Consider the following 14,969-nt stretch of genomic DNA (forward strand, 5'->3'; position numbering starts at 1 on the left):
GTCAGAGCCTGCGAAGTCCACCGAGCACCCTCTCCAGCAGCGCGCGATCCGGGGCGCCGGGCCCGTGCCCGGTCCCGTACACGCGGATCCTTCCCTGATCGGCCAGGTCGCTGAGCAGCACCCGGACCACGCCGAGCGGCATGCGCAGCAGCGCGGAGATCTCCGCCACCGAGCGCATCCGGCGGCACAGTTCCACGATGGCCCGCATCTCCGGCATGACGCGCTCGGCCCAGCCGCCCGAGGTCAGCTCACGGCGCTGGGCGGAGCCGTCGATCGTCGCGACGAAGGTCTCCACCAGCAGCACGTGGCCGAAGGACGTACGGCCGCCGGTCAGCGCGTACGGCCGCACGCGGGCGGCCCTGCGCCCGGCACCCCGTACCGGGAGGGCGGCCGCCGCCTGGGCCGCGGGGATCACCGGACGGCGCATCAGCGGCCCTCCTCGATCGCCTGGCGCAGCTCCGTGCGGAGCGCGGGGGTGAGCACATGGCCGGCCCGGCCCACGAACAGGGCCATGTGATAGGCCACCACGCTCATGTCGCACTCGGCGTCCGCGTGGACACCGAGCAGCGAACCGTCCCCGACCGTCATGACGAACACGCTGCCGTTCTCCATCGACACGCCCGTCTGGCGCACGCCGCCGCCGTCCATCAGGCGCGCGGCGCCTTCGGTCAGCGAGGCGATGCCGGAGACCACCGTGGCGAGGTCGGCGGAGGTGCCCGCCGGGCCCCGGGGCGGCCGTCCGGCCGCACCGCCCGCCGCGCCCTCGTCCGCCGTTTCGGCCTCGTCCTCGGGCTCCGAGGTCAGCAGCAGCAGTCCGTCCGAGGACACGACGGCCACGGAGCGGACCCCGGGCACGTCCTCCACGAAATTGCTCAGCAGCCACTGGAGGTTACGTGCCTCGTGGCTCAGGCCCCGTTCACTCTGGGTGTCCGTACCGGCCGACATCAACCGCGTGCCTCCTCGACGCCTTCGGCTTCGACTTGTTGGTGTCCCCCCGAACTGCCTTCTGCTGCGGCCGCGTCCGCGGCCTTCCTCGGCGCGGGCAGGCCGCGCCGGATCTCCTGCGTCTCGGCCTGGGCCTCCGCCCGGCCCTCGCGCAGGCCCTGGGCGAAGCCGCCGAGCTTGCGCCGCAGCTCCTCCGGGTCCACCCCGCCCCCCTGGCGGGCCCTCCCCCGGACCTGCGGTTCGCCCGACAGCCCCGTGGACCGCGGCACCCGCTGCGGAAGCCCCTTGGCGGTGAGTCCCGCGCCGTCCGGCATCTCCTCGGCGGCCGGAGCCGGCACCTGGGCCCCAGCCGGTGCCTCGGGCGCAGCGACCGGTGCGGGCGCGGGCTCGGGAGCCGGGGTCACGGCAGAAGCGGGCTGGTCGGCGCGGGCGTGCTCGATGGCGTCGCCCCCGGGCTCGGACGCCTCGCCTGGCGCCTCACCGGGCGCGGTGCCGGCCGGTTCCGTCACCGGCTCCACGGCCGCCGGTGCCGTGCGCTCCGGCTCCCCGGCCCGCTCCTCGCGGGCCCGCCGCAGCGCCTTGCGCGGCTGCCACGGCTCTCCCGCGACGGCCGCCTCCACGGGGGTCTGCGGGCCGTCCGGGTCCTCCGCGGGCGCGGTGAGCGCCGTGGGGACGACCACCACGGCGGTGGTGCCGCCGCCCTTGGCGTCGCGGAGCTGCACGCGGATGCCGTGCCGGGCGGCGAGCCGGGCGACGACGTACACGCCGATGCCGGTGGCCTCGGCGACGGAGGGGTGCTCCGCGGGATCGGCCTGCGCCAGCAGCGCGTTGAGCTCGTCCAGCCGGGCCGTGGGGATGCCGATGCCCTGGTCCTCGACGGACAGCATCAGCTCGCCGCTCTCCAGCATCCAGCCGGAGAGCTGCACCTCGGTCTCCGGCGGGGAGAAGGCGGCCGCGTTCTCCAGGAGCTCGGCGATCAGGTGGCTGAGGTCGTCGGTGGCGAACCCGGCGATGCGTCCCGCGGGCAGTTGGTGGATGCGGACCCGCTCGTACTTGTCGATCTCGGAGACCGCGGCGCGCGCCACGTCGACCAGCGGGACGGGCTTGGGGTGCGCGTGGCCGTGCTCGGTGCCGGCGAGCAGCAGCAGGTTCTCGCTGTTGCGGCGCATGCGGGTGGCCAGGTGGTCCAGCTTGAACAGCTGGGAGAGCTCGTCCGGGTCGTGGACCAGTTCCTCCAGCCGCTCGATCAGCGTGAGCTGGCGCTCGACCAGACCGAGGGTGCGCAGCGTGAGGTTGACGTAGGTGCCGTGGACGTTGTCCTGCAGGGAGCCCAGACGCGTGGTGAGCGCGTCCTGCCGGCCGTGCAGCAGATCGCGTTCCGCGGCGAGGGCGTCCCGTACGCCCTGGAGCTTGGTGTGCTCGGCGTCCTGCGCGGCGACGCGCCCGCGCAGCCCGTTCACCTCGGCGCGGAGCGCGTTGACCGCCCGGGCGGTCGCCGCGAACTCGTCGGAGCCGACGATCCTGACCTGCTCGTCGGTGGGGACGTCCCCGCGGGCGAAGCGGTTCAGGGCGGCGGCCGGCCGGGTGATGGAACGGGCCGTGGAGACGCCGACGCCGAGGACGAGCAGGAAGCACACCGAGGCGAGGGCGACCTGGAGTTCGAGGGCCGTCACGTCGTCGTCGCGCAACGCGGCGAGCCGGTCGGCGGCGGCTGCCGCGAGCGAGGACTCGACACCGCGCATCATGTCGACCCGGGCGGAGAGCGCCGCCTGGACCGCTCCCGGCTTGAGCGCGCGGTCGGCGGCGGACAGCGAGGAGCCGTTCAGCAACTGCTCGAGCCGCTTGTCGGCCTTGTTGACGTCGGAGCCGGTGACCGTCTGGTCGTACTGCTCGACCGCGGCCTGCGAGGCCCCGCCGCGGAAGTCGGCGAGTGCGGACCGCTCGCTGACCGCGGCGGTCTGCGCGGCGCCGACCAGGCCGGACTGCCCGCCGCCCGCGGTGAGCGCGCCCACCAGCAGGCCGCGCTGGACGGAGGCCTGGTCGACGGCGCGGGCGAGTTCGGGCAGCGCGGTGGTGTCGGCGGAGGCGCCGCGGGCGGGCAGCGAGCGGGCGACGGCGGAGCCGATCCCGCGCAGCGCCCGGATCGCCGGGTCGTAGGCCGCCACGGCGGCCTCGGCGGAGCCGGGGCCGGAGAGCACCTTCTGCCGGGCGGCGGCGAGTTCCCCGAGCTGCCGGACGACTTCGGCGGTCGCGTCGGCGAAGGCGGGGGCGTCGTCGGTGTCGGCGTCGGCCGCCGCCGCCAGCACCTCCTCGGCCTGGCGGTCGACCCGCACCCGCTGGGTCTCGGAGACGCCGTTGCCGCCCTCGGTGGAGCGGCCACCGGCCACGAAGACGGCCATGCCGTCGCGTTCGTCGGCCAGGGCGTGGGACAGCGAGACCGCCTGGGCCCCGAGTCGCGCCATGCCGACCAGTCGTTGCGCCTCGGCCAGATCGCGCACGCCCGTGGCAACGCCAGGAGCGGAGGCGGCCAGGACCGTGACGGCGCAGATCAGCAGGGCGCCCAGCAGTCTCTGCCGTACGCGCTTGGTCCGCGGGTTACGTCGTGTTCGCACCGGTGCTCGCTATCCCGTCTCGCCTGATCCACTGGTCCCGAGATGACGACACATCGGCCGGGCACCGAGCACGGCAACGTCTGGCCTCATCCCGGCATCGTGCCGACCTTCTCAGGCCGACCCGGAATGCAGATGTGCGTCCCCCGCCTCGACACCCGAACGAGTGAATCGCACCGACAAGTTGACGTTCAACTCCCCGGCGGGATCGTTACGCGCGCGCGTTCCGGCCGACCGGCCCGGGAACTGGCATCGCGGCCGCCGCCCTGGCAGGATGCGCACCTTCACTCACCGGTAACCCCCGGCGGGCGCCCCCGGGGTTCGAACAGCTCCCCCGGGCGGCTGCTGCAGACTGGCCGCATGCGCATCGAGACGGCGACCGAGCCCGGCAACCCCGGACGCCCCAACGAGGACTTCGTGGCGGTGGCCATGCCCGCGTCAGGCGGCGGCGGTTCACTGGTCCTGCTGGACGGCGTGACCCCTCCCGACGGCCCCACGGGCTGCCGTCACGACGTCCCCTGGTACGTCGCCCACCTGGGCGGATCCATGATCGAACTGTCCGTTTCGCCCGCGGCTCCGAGCCTGGCGCAGTGTCTCGCGGAAGCCGTCCTGCGCACCGCCGACGCGCACCGCGACACCTGTGACCTTTATCACCGCCGCACCCCGCAGGCGACCGTGGTGGCGGTCCGGTGGAATGCGGACACCGTGGAGCATCTGGTGCTATCCGACTCGGTGTTGCTCATCGAGGACACCGCAGGTCAGGTCGGTGCCGTGCGCGACGACCGGCTGGACCGGCTGCCCGGTCCGGTGACCGCGATGCGCGCCGCCGTACGGGCCCTGCCGCGCGGCACCGCCGCCCGCGCCGAGGCCGCCGCGGAGTACGGACGGGCGGTGGAGGCCCTGCGCAACGCCGAGGGCGGCTTCTTCACCGCGGCGGCCGACCCCGCGGTCGCGGACCGCGCCGTCACGGGTACCCGCCCGCGCTCGCGGGTCCGCGCGGTCGCGGCCCTGACGGACGGCGCCGCCCGTCTGGTCGAGGTCTTCCACGAGCAGGACTGGCAGGGCGCGTTCGCCCTGCTGCGCAAGGCCGGCCCCGAGGAACTCCTGCGGCGCGTGCGCGCGGCGGAGGCCACGGACCCGGACGGCGCCCGCTTCCCGCGCGGCAAGGTGCGCGACGACGCGACCGCGGTGCTGGCGCAGTGGTGACGGCGGTGGGGCCGCACGCCGGGCGGAGGGCCGCGCGGGTTACGCGCCCTCCTGCTCCTGCGAGGAGTTCAACTGGCCCAGCAGCCGGGCCAGTTCGCGCAGTTCGTCGCGGTCCCAGCCGCTGAGCCGGTTGACGTAGCGGGCCCGGCGCGCCTGCCGGACGCGCGAGAAGCGCTCGGCGCCCTCCGTGGTCAGCTGCACCAGGAAGGCCCGTCCGTCGGCGGGGTCCGGTTCGCGCCGGAGGAGCCCGAGGTCCTCCAGGGCGCGCAGTTGACGGCTCATCGTGGCCTTGCCGACGCCGAAGTAGCCGGCGAGCACGGTGGCCCGCTCGGGACCGGTCTCGGCGAGCCGGGCGAGGATCCCGTACGCGGCGGGTTCCAGGTCGGGATGGACCTCGCGGGCCATCTCTCCGGAGGAGGCGCGGGCACGCCGCAACAGGACGGTGAGCTCGCGTTCGAGCGCCTCCATCACGGGATCCGCCTCCCTGGGGGAGCCGGCGGTTCCGGCCACCTGGTCACCCGCCTTCCGTCGTGAAAACGTCTCGTCTCCGGCCGCCGTGTGCGCAGCGCCCCCAGTATTTCGCAGGCGCGGACCAACGGCGTGACCAGGGGCACTTCCCACACCTGGTGTCCCGCCGCCGGCCGCACGCACGGAGAGCGGCCCCTCCTCAGGCCGTGGGAGGGGCCGCTCTCCGTTCACCCGGTCAGGGCCTTGCTCAGGCCGCGACCGAGGGCTCCGCCGCCGACGGCGCGGGGCCGTCCTCCAGGCCGGAGTCCGCGCCGGTGACGGCGGGCTCCAGGGCGAGCTTCAGCACGTGCCGGACGTCCGAGACCGCGTGGACCTCCAGCTTCTCCAGGACCTCGGCGGGGACGTCGTCCAGGTCCGCCTCGTTCCGCTTGGGGATCACCACGGTGGTGATCCCGGCGCGGTGTGCCGCCAGCAGCTTCTGCTTGACGCCGCCGATCGGCAGCACCCGCCCGGTCAGCGACACCTCCCCGGTCATCGCCACGTCGGTGCGGACCCGGCGCCCCGACAGGAGCGAGGCCAGCGCGGTGGTCATGGTGACGCCCGCGCTCGGGCCGTCCTTGGGGACCGCGCCCGCGGGGACGTGGATGTGGACGCCGCGCTCCTTCAGATCGCCGACCGGCAGCTCCAGTTCGGCGCCGTGCGAGCGCAGGAAGGAGAGCGCGATCTGCGCGGACTCCTTCATCACGTCGCCCAGCTGCCCGGTGAGCTGCAGCCCGCTGCCGCCGGTCTCCGGGTCGGCCAGCGACGCCTCGATGTAGAGGACGTCGCCGCCCGCGCCGGTCACCGCCAGGCCCGTGGACACGCCCGGCACCGCCGTGCGCCGCTCCTGCGGGTCCTGCGCCGACTCCGGCACGTGGTGCGGCCGCCCGATGAGCTCCCGCAGGTCCTCCGGGGTCACCGTGAACGGCAGCTCGCGCTCGCCGAGCTCGTGCCTGGCCGCGACCTTCCGCAGGATGCGGGCGATCGACCGCTCCAGGGTGCGCACGCCCGCCTCGCGGGTGTACTCCCCGGCCAGCTTGCGCAGGGCCGCGTCGTCGACGGTGACCTCGTCCTCGCCGAGCCCGGCCAGCTCGCGCTGGCGCGGCAGCAGGTGGTCGCGGGCGATGACGACCTTCTCGTCCTCGGTGTAGCCGTCCAGCCGCACCAGCTCCATACGGTCCAGCAGCGGCTCGGGGATGGCCTCCAGGACGTTGGCGGTGGCGAGGAACACCACGTCGCTCAGGTCCAGTTCGACCTCCAGGTAGTGGTCCCGGAAGGTGTGGTTCTGGGCCGGGTCCAGGACCTCCAGCAGGGCCGCGGCCGGGTCGCCGCGGTAGTCGGAGCCCACCTTGTCGATCTCGTCCAGCAGGACCACCGGGTTCATGGACCCGGCCTCCTTGATGGCGCGCACCAGCCGGCCGGGCAGCGCGCCGACGTAGGTGCGCCGGTGGCCGCGGATCTCCGCCTCGTCGCGGACGCCGCCGAGCGCGACGCGCACGAACTTCCGCCCCATCGCGCGGGCCACGGACTCCCCGAGCGAGGTCTTGCCCACGCCGGGCGGGCCGACCAGGGCCAGCACCGCACCGCCGCGGCGACCGCCGACGACGCCCAGACCGCGGTCGGTGCGGCGCTTGCGCACGGCCAGGTACTCGGTGATGCGTTCCTTCACGTCCTCCAGGCCCGCGTGGTCGGCGTCCAGCACCGCCCGCGCGCCGGGGATGTCGTAGGCGTCCTGGGTCGTGGTGTTCCACGGCAGCTCCAGGACGGTGTCCAGCCAGGTACGGATCCAGCTGCCCTCGGGGGACGCGTCGCTGGACCGCTCCAGCTTCTCGACCTCCTTCAGGGCGGCCTCACGCACGCTCGAAGGGAGGTCGGCGGCCTCGACGCGGGAACGGTAGTCGTCCGCCTCGTCCTCCGGGTCGCCGTTCAGCTCGGCCAGCTCCTTGCGGACGGCCTGCAGCTGCTGCCGGAGCAGGAACTCGCGCTGCTGCTTCTCCATGCCCTCCTGGACGTCCTTGCGGATGGTCTCCGCGACGTCCTGCTCGGCCAGGTGGTCACGCAGCCACTGCGTGGCCAGCCGCAGCCGTGCGACCGGGTCGACGGTCTCCAGCAGCTCGATGCGCTGGCTGGTGCTGAGGAAGCCGGAGTAGCCCGCGTTGTCCGCCAGCTGCGAGACCTCCTCGATCTGCTGGACGCGGTCCACGACCTGCCAGGCGCCGCGCTTGCGCAGCCAGCTGGTGGCCAGGGCCTTGTACTCCTTCATGAGCTCCGCGACGGTGCCGGGAGCCTCCGCGGGCGCGGGCTCGGAGAGCTCGGTGCCCTCCACCCACAGGGCACGGCCGGGACCGGTCGTGCCGGCGCCGATGCGCACGCGGCTCACACCGCGGATGACGGCACCGGGATCGCCGTCCGACAGACGTCCCACCTGCTCGACGGTGCCCAGCGTGCCCACGCCCGCGTAGTCCCCGTCCACCCGGGGAACGAGCAGCACCCGCGGCTTGTTGCCGAGTCCGGGCTGTCCGGACCGCTGGGCGGCCTGCGCCGCCTCGACCGCGGCGCGCGCCTCGGCGTCGGTCAGGTCCACCGGCACGACCATGCCGGGCAGGACCACCTCGTCGTCGAGGGGCAGCACGGGCAGGGTGAGCGGCGCGAACGCCGACGAAGACGACTGAGCCATTATCTCTCCCTAAGCAATCAAGTTGAGCTATGCAGACTCAATGCATCTGATGCCCCTGGTGTTCCCCAGGCCGTGTTCGCTCTGAGCGATCGGCCGCGGCGCACCGTGTCCGGGGCCCGGGGCCGGCCCCGAACCCCGGCAGGGGCTCGGCAAGCGCCCCTGTCTCGCTCCTGCGAGAACCGCCGGCGGCAGCGGCGGCGATAGAGGGGTGTGAGACTCTTCCGGCCCATGAGCCACGAGCCCCCCGGGGACGACGCGCTCCTGCGCGCGATCGCCCGGGGCGACGCCCAGGCCCTCGCGGATCTGTACGACCGCCATTCCGGATGGCTGCACGCCCGGCTCACGCGGCGCTGCTCCGACCCCGAGACCGTCCGTGAGGTGCTGCAGGACACCTTCGTCACGGCCTGGCGCTCGGCGCGGGGCCACCGCGGCGGAGCCGTGGGCGGCTGGTTGTGGGTGATCGCCGCCCGGCGATTGGCGGACGCCCGCCGCGCCGCGGCGCGGGCCGGCACCCGCGACCTGCTGGCCGCCGAGGAACCCGGCACCGCCCCCTCCGCCGAGGAGCACGTCCTGGCCGGGCTGGAGTACGGCGACGTGGGCGCCGCGCTCGACCAGATCTCCCCGGAGCTGCGGGCCGTGCTGCGGGCCACCGTGATCGACGGCCTCACCACCCGTGAGACCGCGCGCCTGCTCGGCATCCCCGAGGGCACCGTCAAGACCCGGGCCCAGCGGGCGCGGCGCGAGCTGCGTTCGATGCTGGCCGCCCTTGATCCCGCGGGAGGCACCGCATGACCAGTTCCGCGCGGGGACGCCTCCGGCGCCTCCCGCTGATCCGTCGCCCCGACCCGGCCGCCTGGCACGTGCCGGACGCGGTGGCCGCCGCCTACGCGGACGGCACGGTGCGGGAGACCACCGCCTGGTCCGTGGACAAGCATCTGGAGCAGTGCGCGGCCTGCGCCGCCCGCGTGTCCGCGTGGGCCCGTGCGGGCACCCGCGCAGCGACGCTGGCGAAGGTGCGGCAGGAGGTGCTGGCCCAGGTGGCGCGCACCCCTGTCCGGGGCGCCGCGACCCCGCCCGTCGTACGGTCGCGCCCTTGGCTGACCGCCCTGCGGTCCGCGTACGCGCCGCGCGCGCCCTGGCTGGCGTCGGTGCTGCTGGCGGTGGCGGCGGCCGTGGCGCTGACGCGTTTCGTCGCCGTCCCGGGCGCCAGTCCGTGGCTGCTGCTACTCGCACCGCTGGTGCCGCCGACCGGGGTGGCGTTCGCGTACGGAAGGCACGCCGACCCGGTGTACGAGCTGGCCGCCTCGACACCATCCGGGGGGCTGCGTCTGCTGCTGGTGCGCACCGGTGTCGTGCTGGCCGCCTGCGTGCCGCTGCTCACAGCCGCCGGAGGGCTGCTGGCGGGGGCGGGCGCCGCCGTCGCCTGGCTGCTGCCGGGGCTGACACTCACCGCGGCCACCCTCGTCCTCGGCAGTTGGACCGGCTGTCACCGGGCCGCCGCGATCGTGGCGACCGGGTGGGTGACGGCGGTGGTCCTGTGCGGGCCGCCGGCCACCGCCAGGGACCTGCTGCTCTCCGGTGCCGCACAGCAGGCGTGGGCGGCGGCGGGCGCCTCCTGCGTCCTCCTGCTCGCCCTGCGCCGTACCGCCTTCGACCACATGGAGCGCCTGTGACCATCGCGTATCCCGTCAGCGTCAGCGAGCTGACGGTCAAGCACCGCCGCACCGCCGCTCTGAACACATTGGACCTGCGACTCGGCCGCGGCGTCCACGGCCTGCTCGGCCCCAACGGGGCCGGGAAGACCTCCCTCATACGCGTGCTGGCCACCGTGGCGCCGTACCAGGGCGGGCGGCTAGAGCTGCTCGGCCACGACCCGACGACGCATCAGGGGCGGACGGCCATCCGGCGGCGGCTGGGCTACCTGCCGCAGGAGTTCGGCCACTACCCGGGGTTCACCGTGCGCGAGTTCGTCGCCTATGTGGCCTGGCTGAAGGAGATGCCGGCCGCCGAGGTGCCCGACGCCGTCGAGCGGGCGGTGGCACGGGTCGGTCTCGAGGACCGGATCGACCGGCGGATCAAGACCCTGTCCGGCGGCATGGTGCGCCGAGTGGGCATCGCCCAGGCCATCGTCAACGACCCGGACGTGCTGCTGCTCGACGAGCCCACGGCCGGTCTCGACCCCGAGCAGAGGGTCGACTTCCGCGCCCTGCTGCGGGAGCTGGGCGCGCACGCGACCGTGCTGGTCTCGACCCACCTCGTGGAGGACGTGGCCGCCGCTTGCACGGAGGTGACGCTGCTGTTCGGCGGACGGGGAGTCTTCCGCGGCACGCCGCAGGAACTGGCGGCGGCGTGGGACGGTGACGCTGCCGGGGACAGCCCGATCGAGCGCGGCTACAGCGCGGTGCTGAGAGGGCACCGCCTCCGGACGGACCGGGGGGTCACGGCATGACCGTCCTCGCTCTGCGCCCGCCGGTATCCCTTGCCCGAACCGAACTGCGGCACGGTACGGGACCGTGGGCGGCCGCCGTCATCGCGGCCGTGGTGGCGTCCAACCTGTTCGTCCAGCGGTACCGGCTGGGGGACAACTGGACCGACGCACAGCAGATGCTCCGGCACTTCGGTGTGCTGATCGGCGGTCCGATGGCGCTGGCTTCGGGGTGCTGGCAGGGCGGGCGTGAGCACCGCTGCGGGGCGGGCGAGCTTTTCGCGTCGGCGGCCCGGACGCCGCTCGCGCGGGCCCTGGCGGCGTGCCTGCCCGCCGTGCTGTGGCCGGTCTGCGGTTACCTGCTGCCGGCGGTGGTGACCCTGGGGGCGATCTGGCCGTACGCCGGTTTCGGGCAGCCCTCCTGGAGCATGGTGTTCCAGGACGTCGTGACGTTCGGCGCCCTGGGGGCGCTGGGCTTCGCGGTCGGCGGGGCGCTGCGGTGGCGGATGGCCGCGCCGCTACTGGGCCTGGTCGGCTTTGTGGCGCTGGGCTTCACCCGGACCGCCGATGGATCGGTCAAATGGCTCACTCCGGCGGCCTACGGCTTCGAAGAGCGCCCCGTGTGGGCGTTCGGGCTGCTCTGCGCGGTGTGGATGGCCGGTCTCGCCGTCTGCGCGATGCTGGCCGGTCACGCACGGCGGCGGGCGGTCGCCCTCGTGCCCCTGCTGGCGGCCGTCGTTGCCGCGTCGCTCCTGTGCCGGGGCGGTGACGACCTGTGGCGGCACGTGCCGGCCGCCTCCGCCCAGGTCTGCGGCTCGGGCACACCGGTGGTGTGCGTCCGGGCCGAACACGCCTCGGCCCTGCCCGCCGTACAGGCCGTGGTGGCCCGGATCGACGCCAGGCTCGACGGCGTGCCCGGCGCGCCCGTCCGCTACCGCGAAGGCGGTTCCCCGGAGACCGCACCGCCGCGGGAAGTCAGGTTCGAGCTCTACGGAGGGCTCTTCCGGAGCCGCCTCGGCGACGGCGAGATGCTCCACCGCGACCTCGCGTACTTCGTGGCCTCCCGGGGCTGCCCGTACCGGTACACCGACCGCCCGGGCAACCCCGCAGCCGAAAATGCGGCACTGAGCTGGCTGGGTGTGGAGCGCCCCATAGCCGCAGAGGCGGAGACTCAGGCGGCCGAACGCCTGCGCGCCCTGCCCGCCGAACAGCGCCGGGCCTGGCTCGGACGCTATCTGCGCGCCGTCCTCTCCTGCGACACCGGCACGGTCAAGGCGCCCTGAGCGCGGACCCGACCGCAGCCTCGCCCCACTCGCCCGTACCGATCGAGGAACCGTGAACCCCAGGCCGTCCCTTTTCTACCTCTATGCCCGCTCACGCGGTCTGCCGGGAGCCGCGACCGCCCTGGCCGTGCTGCTCACCGCGAACACCTGGATCGCGGGCTGGGTGATCCACCGCCCGCTGTTCGAGCGCACCAGCGGCGTCCCCTTGTTCGTACTGCTACCGATCCTGACCGCGGCGATCACCGTGAGCAGCCTGCACAGCCCCTCCGCCGAGCTGGACCACTGCGCGCCGCTGCCCTGGTGGCGCTGGCGCGCGACACACATCCTGACCGCCACCATCGTGTCGGCCTGCTCTCTCGGCCTGGCGGCGCCGAACGCGGCACACGGATTCGGCGCGCAGACGGCGATCCGGGGAGTCCTGGGCTTCACCGGCCTGGCCTGCGCCGGAGCCGTCCTGCTCGGTGCCCGCCTGAGCTGGGCGCCCCCGATGGTCTACGGATTGGGTGTCCTTCTCGCCGCCCCCCGCACGCCGGGCGGGGCGGCCGCGGTGTGGGCGTGGTCGATGCAGCCCGGCGCGCAGCCCGCGGCCTGGGCGACCGCCGCCGTCCTCTTCGCGGGCGGGGTCGTCCTGGTGACGGTCCGGGGCCCGGCGCGCACCCGCGGCCGCTGACACCCGGCCCGGCCTTCCCGCACAACCACCTCACTACGCTGGGTCCATGTACACGAACGACGAGGAACGGCCCGTCACGCTCGACCGGCGTGACGGGCCGTTCGGCGAGGTGGTTCTGCGGCGCACCGGCGGACGCTACGAGATCATCGCCAACGGCACCTTCCTGATGGACACCTCCGACGGCCGCTCCGAGCGCCTGCTGGTCGACGCGGCCCTGGCCGCGCTTCCGGCGGACCGGACCGGCCTGTCGGTGCTGATCGGCGGGCTCGGGGTGGGCTTCTCCCTGGCGCGGGCGGCGGGCGAGCCGCGCTGGGCGCGGATCGCGGTGGCCGAGCGGGAGCGGGCGGTGGTCGACTGGCACCGCGCGGGCCCGCTGGGGGCCTTCTCCGAAGGGGCGCTGGAGGATCCGCGGGTCAGCGTGGTCGAGGGTGATCTGGTGGCCTACGTCCGGAACGCGGACGTGACGTACGACGCACTTTGCCTGGACATCGACAACGGCCCGGACTGGACGGTCACCGAGGGCAACGGGTGTCTGTACGGTCCGGCGGGCCTCGCGGCCTGCGGGGAGCGGCTCGAACCCGGTGGCGTACTGGCGGTATGGTCGGCGCAGCCGTCCGCCGCGTTCGACGACGCACTGAGGTCGGCGCGGTTCACGCAGGTCCGGACCATCGAGATCCCGGTGAATCGGGGCGTTCCGGATGTCGTGCACCTGGCAACCAAACCCGCATAGCCGCGGCGTCGTCCCGCCCCGTACGCTGCAGCGCAACGCAAACGACCATGGGGGACCCCACATGGACAGCACACAGCCGACGACGCTCGACGCCGCAGCGGTGGCGGCCACCCCCGGTGCGCAGCGCCGCGTGCTCGTGGTGGAGGACGACGCGACGATCGCCGACGCCATCGCGGTACGCCTGCGGGCCGAGGGCTTCCAGGTCCGCACCGCGGGCGACGGCCCCGCCGCCGTGGAGACCGCCGCCTCCTGGCAGCCCGACCTCCTCGTCCTCGACGTCATGCTCCCCGGGTACGACGGCCTGGAGGTCTGCCGTCGTGTGCAGGCCTCGCGCCCCGTCCCGGTGCTGATGCTGACCGCCCGCGACGACGAGACCGACATGCTCGTCGGGCTCGGCGTGGGCGCCGACGACTACATGACCAAGCCCTTCTCGCTGCGCGAGCTGGTCGCCCGGGTGCACGTGCTGCTGCGTCGCGTGGAGCGCGCCACGATCGCCGCCCGCGACCCGCGCGGCGCCAACATGCAGCTCGGCGACCTGGAGATCGACAACGCCCAGCGCCGGGTCCGGGTCCGGGGCGCCGACGTGCACCTCACCCCGACCGAGTTCGACCTGCTGGTCTGCCTGGCCCAGCAGCCGCGCGCGGTGCTCTCCCGGGAGCAGCTGCTCGCCGAGGTGTGGGACTGGGCGGACGCCTCCGGCACCCGCACCGTCGACAGCCACGTCAAGGCGTTGCGGCGGAAGATCGGCGCGGAGCGCATCCGTACCGTGCACGGCGTCGGCTACGCGCTCGAGACGCCCACGCCGTGAGCCCCTACAGCGCGCCGCGCCCGCCGAAGCTGCGGGAACGCGTGTGGGCCGCGCTGAGGCCGTACGACCCCTTCCGGTCGATCAAGGCGGCACTGCAGTACCTGGTGCTCGCCTCGGTGCTGATCACCACCGGCCTGGTCTTCGTGGCGATGCACTCCGCGACCGAGATCCGGATCATCACCATCTTCTCGATCATCGCCTCGCTGCTGATCTCGCAACTGGTGGCGCATGGACTGACCGCGCCCCTGCGCGAGATGACCTCGGCCGCCGGCGCCATGGTGCGCGGCGACTACAGCCGGCGGGTCACCGCGGTGCGCCGCGACGAGGTCGGCGAACTGGCCGAGACCTTCAACCGGATGGCCGCCGACCTGGAGGCCGTCGACCGGCACCGCAAGGAGCTGGTGGCGAACGTCTCACACGAGCTGCGCACCCCGATCGCGGCACTGCGCGCGGTCCTGGAGAACGTGGTCGACGGGGTCTCCGAGGCCGACACGGAGACCATGCGCACCGCGCTGCAGCAGGCGGAGCGGCTGAGCCTGCTCGTCGCCCACCTGCTGGACCTCTCCCGCCTGGACAACGGCATCGTGCCGCTGGACGCCAAGCGCTTCGAGGTCTGGCCCTATCTCTCGGCCGTGATCAAGACGGCCGGCCTCGGACTGCAGGACGGCCAGGCCCCGGGCCGGCGGGCGCGCAAGGACGTCCACCTCCACCTGGACGTCTCACCGCCGGAGCTGACCGCGTACGCGGACGCCGAGCGGCTGCACCAGGTGGTCGCCAACCTGATCGACAACGCCGTCAAGCACAGCCCGCCCAGCGGCCGGGTCACCGTCCGCGCGCGCCGCGGCACCGGCCCCGGCAGTCTCGACCTGGAGGTGCTCGACGAGGGCCCGGGCATACCGGAGTCCGAGCGCACCCGCGTCTTCGAGCGGTTCAACCGTGGCACCGCGGGACCGGGCGACGGCGGGACGGGGCTGGGACTGGCGATCGCGCGCTGGGCGGTGGACCTCCACGGCGGACGCATCGCGGTGGCCGAGTCCCCCCGCGGCTGCCGGATCCGCGTCACCCTCCCGGGGTCCACCGCGGCGCCGGCTTGACGCTCCGGCCTGGGC

The 14,969-nt window shown here is 74.3% G+C and carries 14 protein-coding genes; 9 read left to right on the forward strand and 5 right to left on the reverse strand.

Annotation, left to right across the window (positions count from 1 at the left end; all coding sequences use genetic code 11):
* Nucleotide 1 precedes the first annotated feature (1 nt).
* Genes OIE69_RS15025 through OIE69_RS15035 form a run of 3 tightly spaced genes read right to left on the reverse strand, consistent with a single transcriptional unit; the run spans nt 2 to nt 3,557 of the window.
* Nucleotides 2-427, reverse strand: coding sequence for a DUF742 domain-containing protein (locus OIE69_RS15025; RefSeq protein ID WP_326572452.1), 426 nt, complete (start codon nt 425-427; stop codon nt 2-4).
* Nucleotides 427-945, reverse strand: coding sequence for a roadblock/LC7 domain-containing protein (locus OIE69_RS15030; RefSeq protein ID WP_326572453.1), 519 nt, complete (start codon nt 943-945; stop codon nt 427-429). Before OIE69_RS15030 ends, OIE69_RS15025 begins: the two co-directional genes overlap by 1 nt.
* Entirely contained in the window at nt 945-3,557 is a 2,613-nt protein-coding gene (locus tag OIE69_RS15035; RefSeq protein ID WP_326572454.1) for a sensor histidine kinase, read from the reverse strand. Before OIE69_RS15035 ends, OIE69_RS15030 begins: the two co-directional genes overlap by 1 nt.
* A 357-nt stretch (nt 3,558-3,914) precedes the next feature.
* Between OIE69_RS15035 and OIE69_RS15040 the strand changes: the two genes are divergently transcribed.
* Nucleotides 3,915-4,760, forward strand: coding sequence for a hypothetical protein (locus OIE69_RS15040; protein ID WP_326572455.1), 846 nt, complete (start codon nt 3,915-3,917; stop codon nt 4,758-4,760).
* A gap of 39 nt (nt 4,761-4,799) precedes the next feature.
* Here OIE69_RS15040 and OIE69_RS15045 read toward each other — a convergent pair whose 3' ends face one another.
* Entirely contained in the window at nt 4,800-5,228 is a 429-nt protein-coding gene (locus tag OIE69_RS15045) for a MarR family winged helix-turn-helix transcriptional regulator (protein WP_326581163.1), read from the reverse strand.
* Between the two features lie 247 nt (nt 5,229-5,475).
* Nucleotides 5,476-7,944: an endopeptidase La gene (gene lon / locus OIE69_RS15050; protein ID WP_326572456.1), complete on the reverse strand. Its 2,469-nt coding sequence runs from the start codon at nt 7,942-7,944 to the stop codon at nt 5,476-5,478.
* Nucleotides 7,945-8,172: 228 nt separating this feature from the next.
* Between lon and OIE69_RS15055 the strand changes: the two genes are divergently transcribed.
* From OIE69_RS15055 to OIE69_RS15090, 8 genes are all read left to right on the forward strand, one after another.
* Entirely contained in the window at nt 8,173-8,736 is a 564-nt protein-coding gene (locus OIE69_RS15055; RefSeq protein ID WP_326572457.1) for an RNA polymerase sigma factor, read from the forward strand.
* Nucleotides 8,733-9,617, forward strand: a complete 885-nt coding sequence (locus OIE69_RS15060) for a zf-HC2 domain-containing protein (RefSeq protein WP_326572458.1) — start codon at nt 8,733-8,735, stop codon at nt 9,615-9,617. Before OIE69_RS15055 ends, OIE69_RS15060 begins: the two co-directional genes overlap by 4 nt.
* Nucleotides 9,614-10,393, forward strand: a complete 780-nt coding sequence (locus OIE69_RS15065; protein ID WP_392567510.1) for an ABC transporter ATP-binding protein — start codon at nt 9,614-9,616, stop codon at nt 10,391-10,393. The genes OIE69_RS15060 and OIE69_RS15065 overlap by 4 nt, the downstream gene beginning before the upstream one ends.
* Nucleotides 10,390-11,652, forward strand: a complete 1,263-nt coding sequence (locus OIE69_RS15070) for a hypothetical protein (protein WP_326572459.1) — start codon at nt 10,390-10,392, stop codon at nt 11,650-11,652. Before OIE69_RS15065 ends, OIE69_RS15070 begins: the two co-directional genes overlap by 4 nt.
* Nucleotides 11,653-11,704: 52 nt before the next feature.
* The gene (locus tag OIE69_RS15075) at nt 11,705-12,322 is read left to right on the forward strand and encodes a hypothetical protein (RefSeq protein ID WP_326572460.1); all 618 of its coding nucleotides are present in this window, start codon (nt 11,705-11,707) and stop codon (nt 12,320-12,322) included.
* 46 nt (nt 12,323-12,368) lie between these two features.
* Complete coding sequence (locus OIE69_RS15080; RefSeq protein ID WP_326572461.1) at nt 12,369-13,052, forward strand: spermidine synthase family protein; 684 nt, start codon at nt 12,369-12,371, stop codon at nt 13,050-13,052.
* A gap of 61 nt (nt 13,053-13,113) precedes the next feature.
* The gene (locus OIE69_RS15085) at nt 13,114-13,860 is read left to right on the forward strand and encodes a response regulator transcription factor (protein ID WP_089225195.1); all 747 of its coding nucleotides are present in this window, start codon (nt 13,114-13,116) and stop codon (nt 13,858-13,860) included.
* A complete protein-coding gene (locus OIE69_RS15090; protein WP_326572462.1) occupies nt 13,857-14,954 on the forward strand; it encodes a HAMP domain-containing sensor histidine kinase in 1,098 nt (365 codons plus the stop codon). The genes OIE69_RS15085 and OIE69_RS15090 overlap by 4 nt, the downstream gene beginning before the upstream one ends.
* The last annotated feature ends 15 nt before the right edge of the window (nt 14,955-14,969 follow it).

It is taken from the genome of Actinacidiphila glaucinigra (genome assembly GCF_035918135.1).
GTDB classification, from domain to species: domain Bacteria; phylum Actinomycetota; class Actinomycetes; order Streptomycetales; family Streptomycetaceae; genus Actinacidiphila; species Actinacidiphila glaucinigra.

Excerpts from the sequence above, each read along its gene's own strand:
- OIE69_RS15080 (WP_326572461.1), top strand. The coding sequence starts at position 12,369 with ATGTACACGAACGACGAGGAACGGCCCGTCACGCTCGACCGGCGTGAC.
- OIE69_RS15055 (WP_326572457.1), top strand. The coding sequence starts at position 8,173 with ATGAGCCACGAGCCCCCCGGGGACGACGCGCTCCTGCGCGCGATCGCC.
- OIE69_RS15030 (WP_326572453.1), bottom strand. The coding sequence starts at position 945 with ATGTCGGCCGGTACGGACACCCAGAGTGAACGGGGCCTGAGCCACGAG.
- lon (WP_326572456.1), bottom strand. The coding sequence starts at position 7,944 with ATGGCTCAGTCGTCTTCGTCGGCGTTCGCGCCGCTCACCCTGCCCGTG.
- OIE69_RS15045 (WP_326581163.1), bottom strand. The coding sequence starts at position 5,228 with ATGGAGGCGCTCGAACGCGAGCTCACCGTCCTGTTGCGGCGTGCCCGC.
- OIE69_RS15040 (WP_326572455.1), top strand. The coding sequence starts at position 3,915 with ATGCGCATCGAGACGGCGACCGAGCCCGGCAACCCCGGACGCCCCAAC.
- OIE69_RS15025 (WP_326572452.1), bottom strand. The coding sequence starts at position 427 with ATGCGCCGTCCGGTGATCCCCGCGGCCCAGGCGGCGGCCGCCCTCCCG.
- OIE69_RS15070 (WP_326572459.1), top strand. The coding sequence starts at position 10,390 with ATGACCGTCCTCGCTCTGCGCCCGCCGGTATCCCTTGCCCGAACCGAA.
- OIE69_RS15085 (WP_089225195.1), top strand. The coding sequence starts at position 13,114 with ATGGACAGCACACAGCCGACGACGCTCGACGCCGCAGCGGTGGCGGCC.
- OIE69_RS15060 (WP_326572458.1), top strand. The coding sequence starts at position 8,733 with ATGACCAGTTCCGCGCGGGGACGCCTCCGGCGCCTCCCGCTGATCCGT.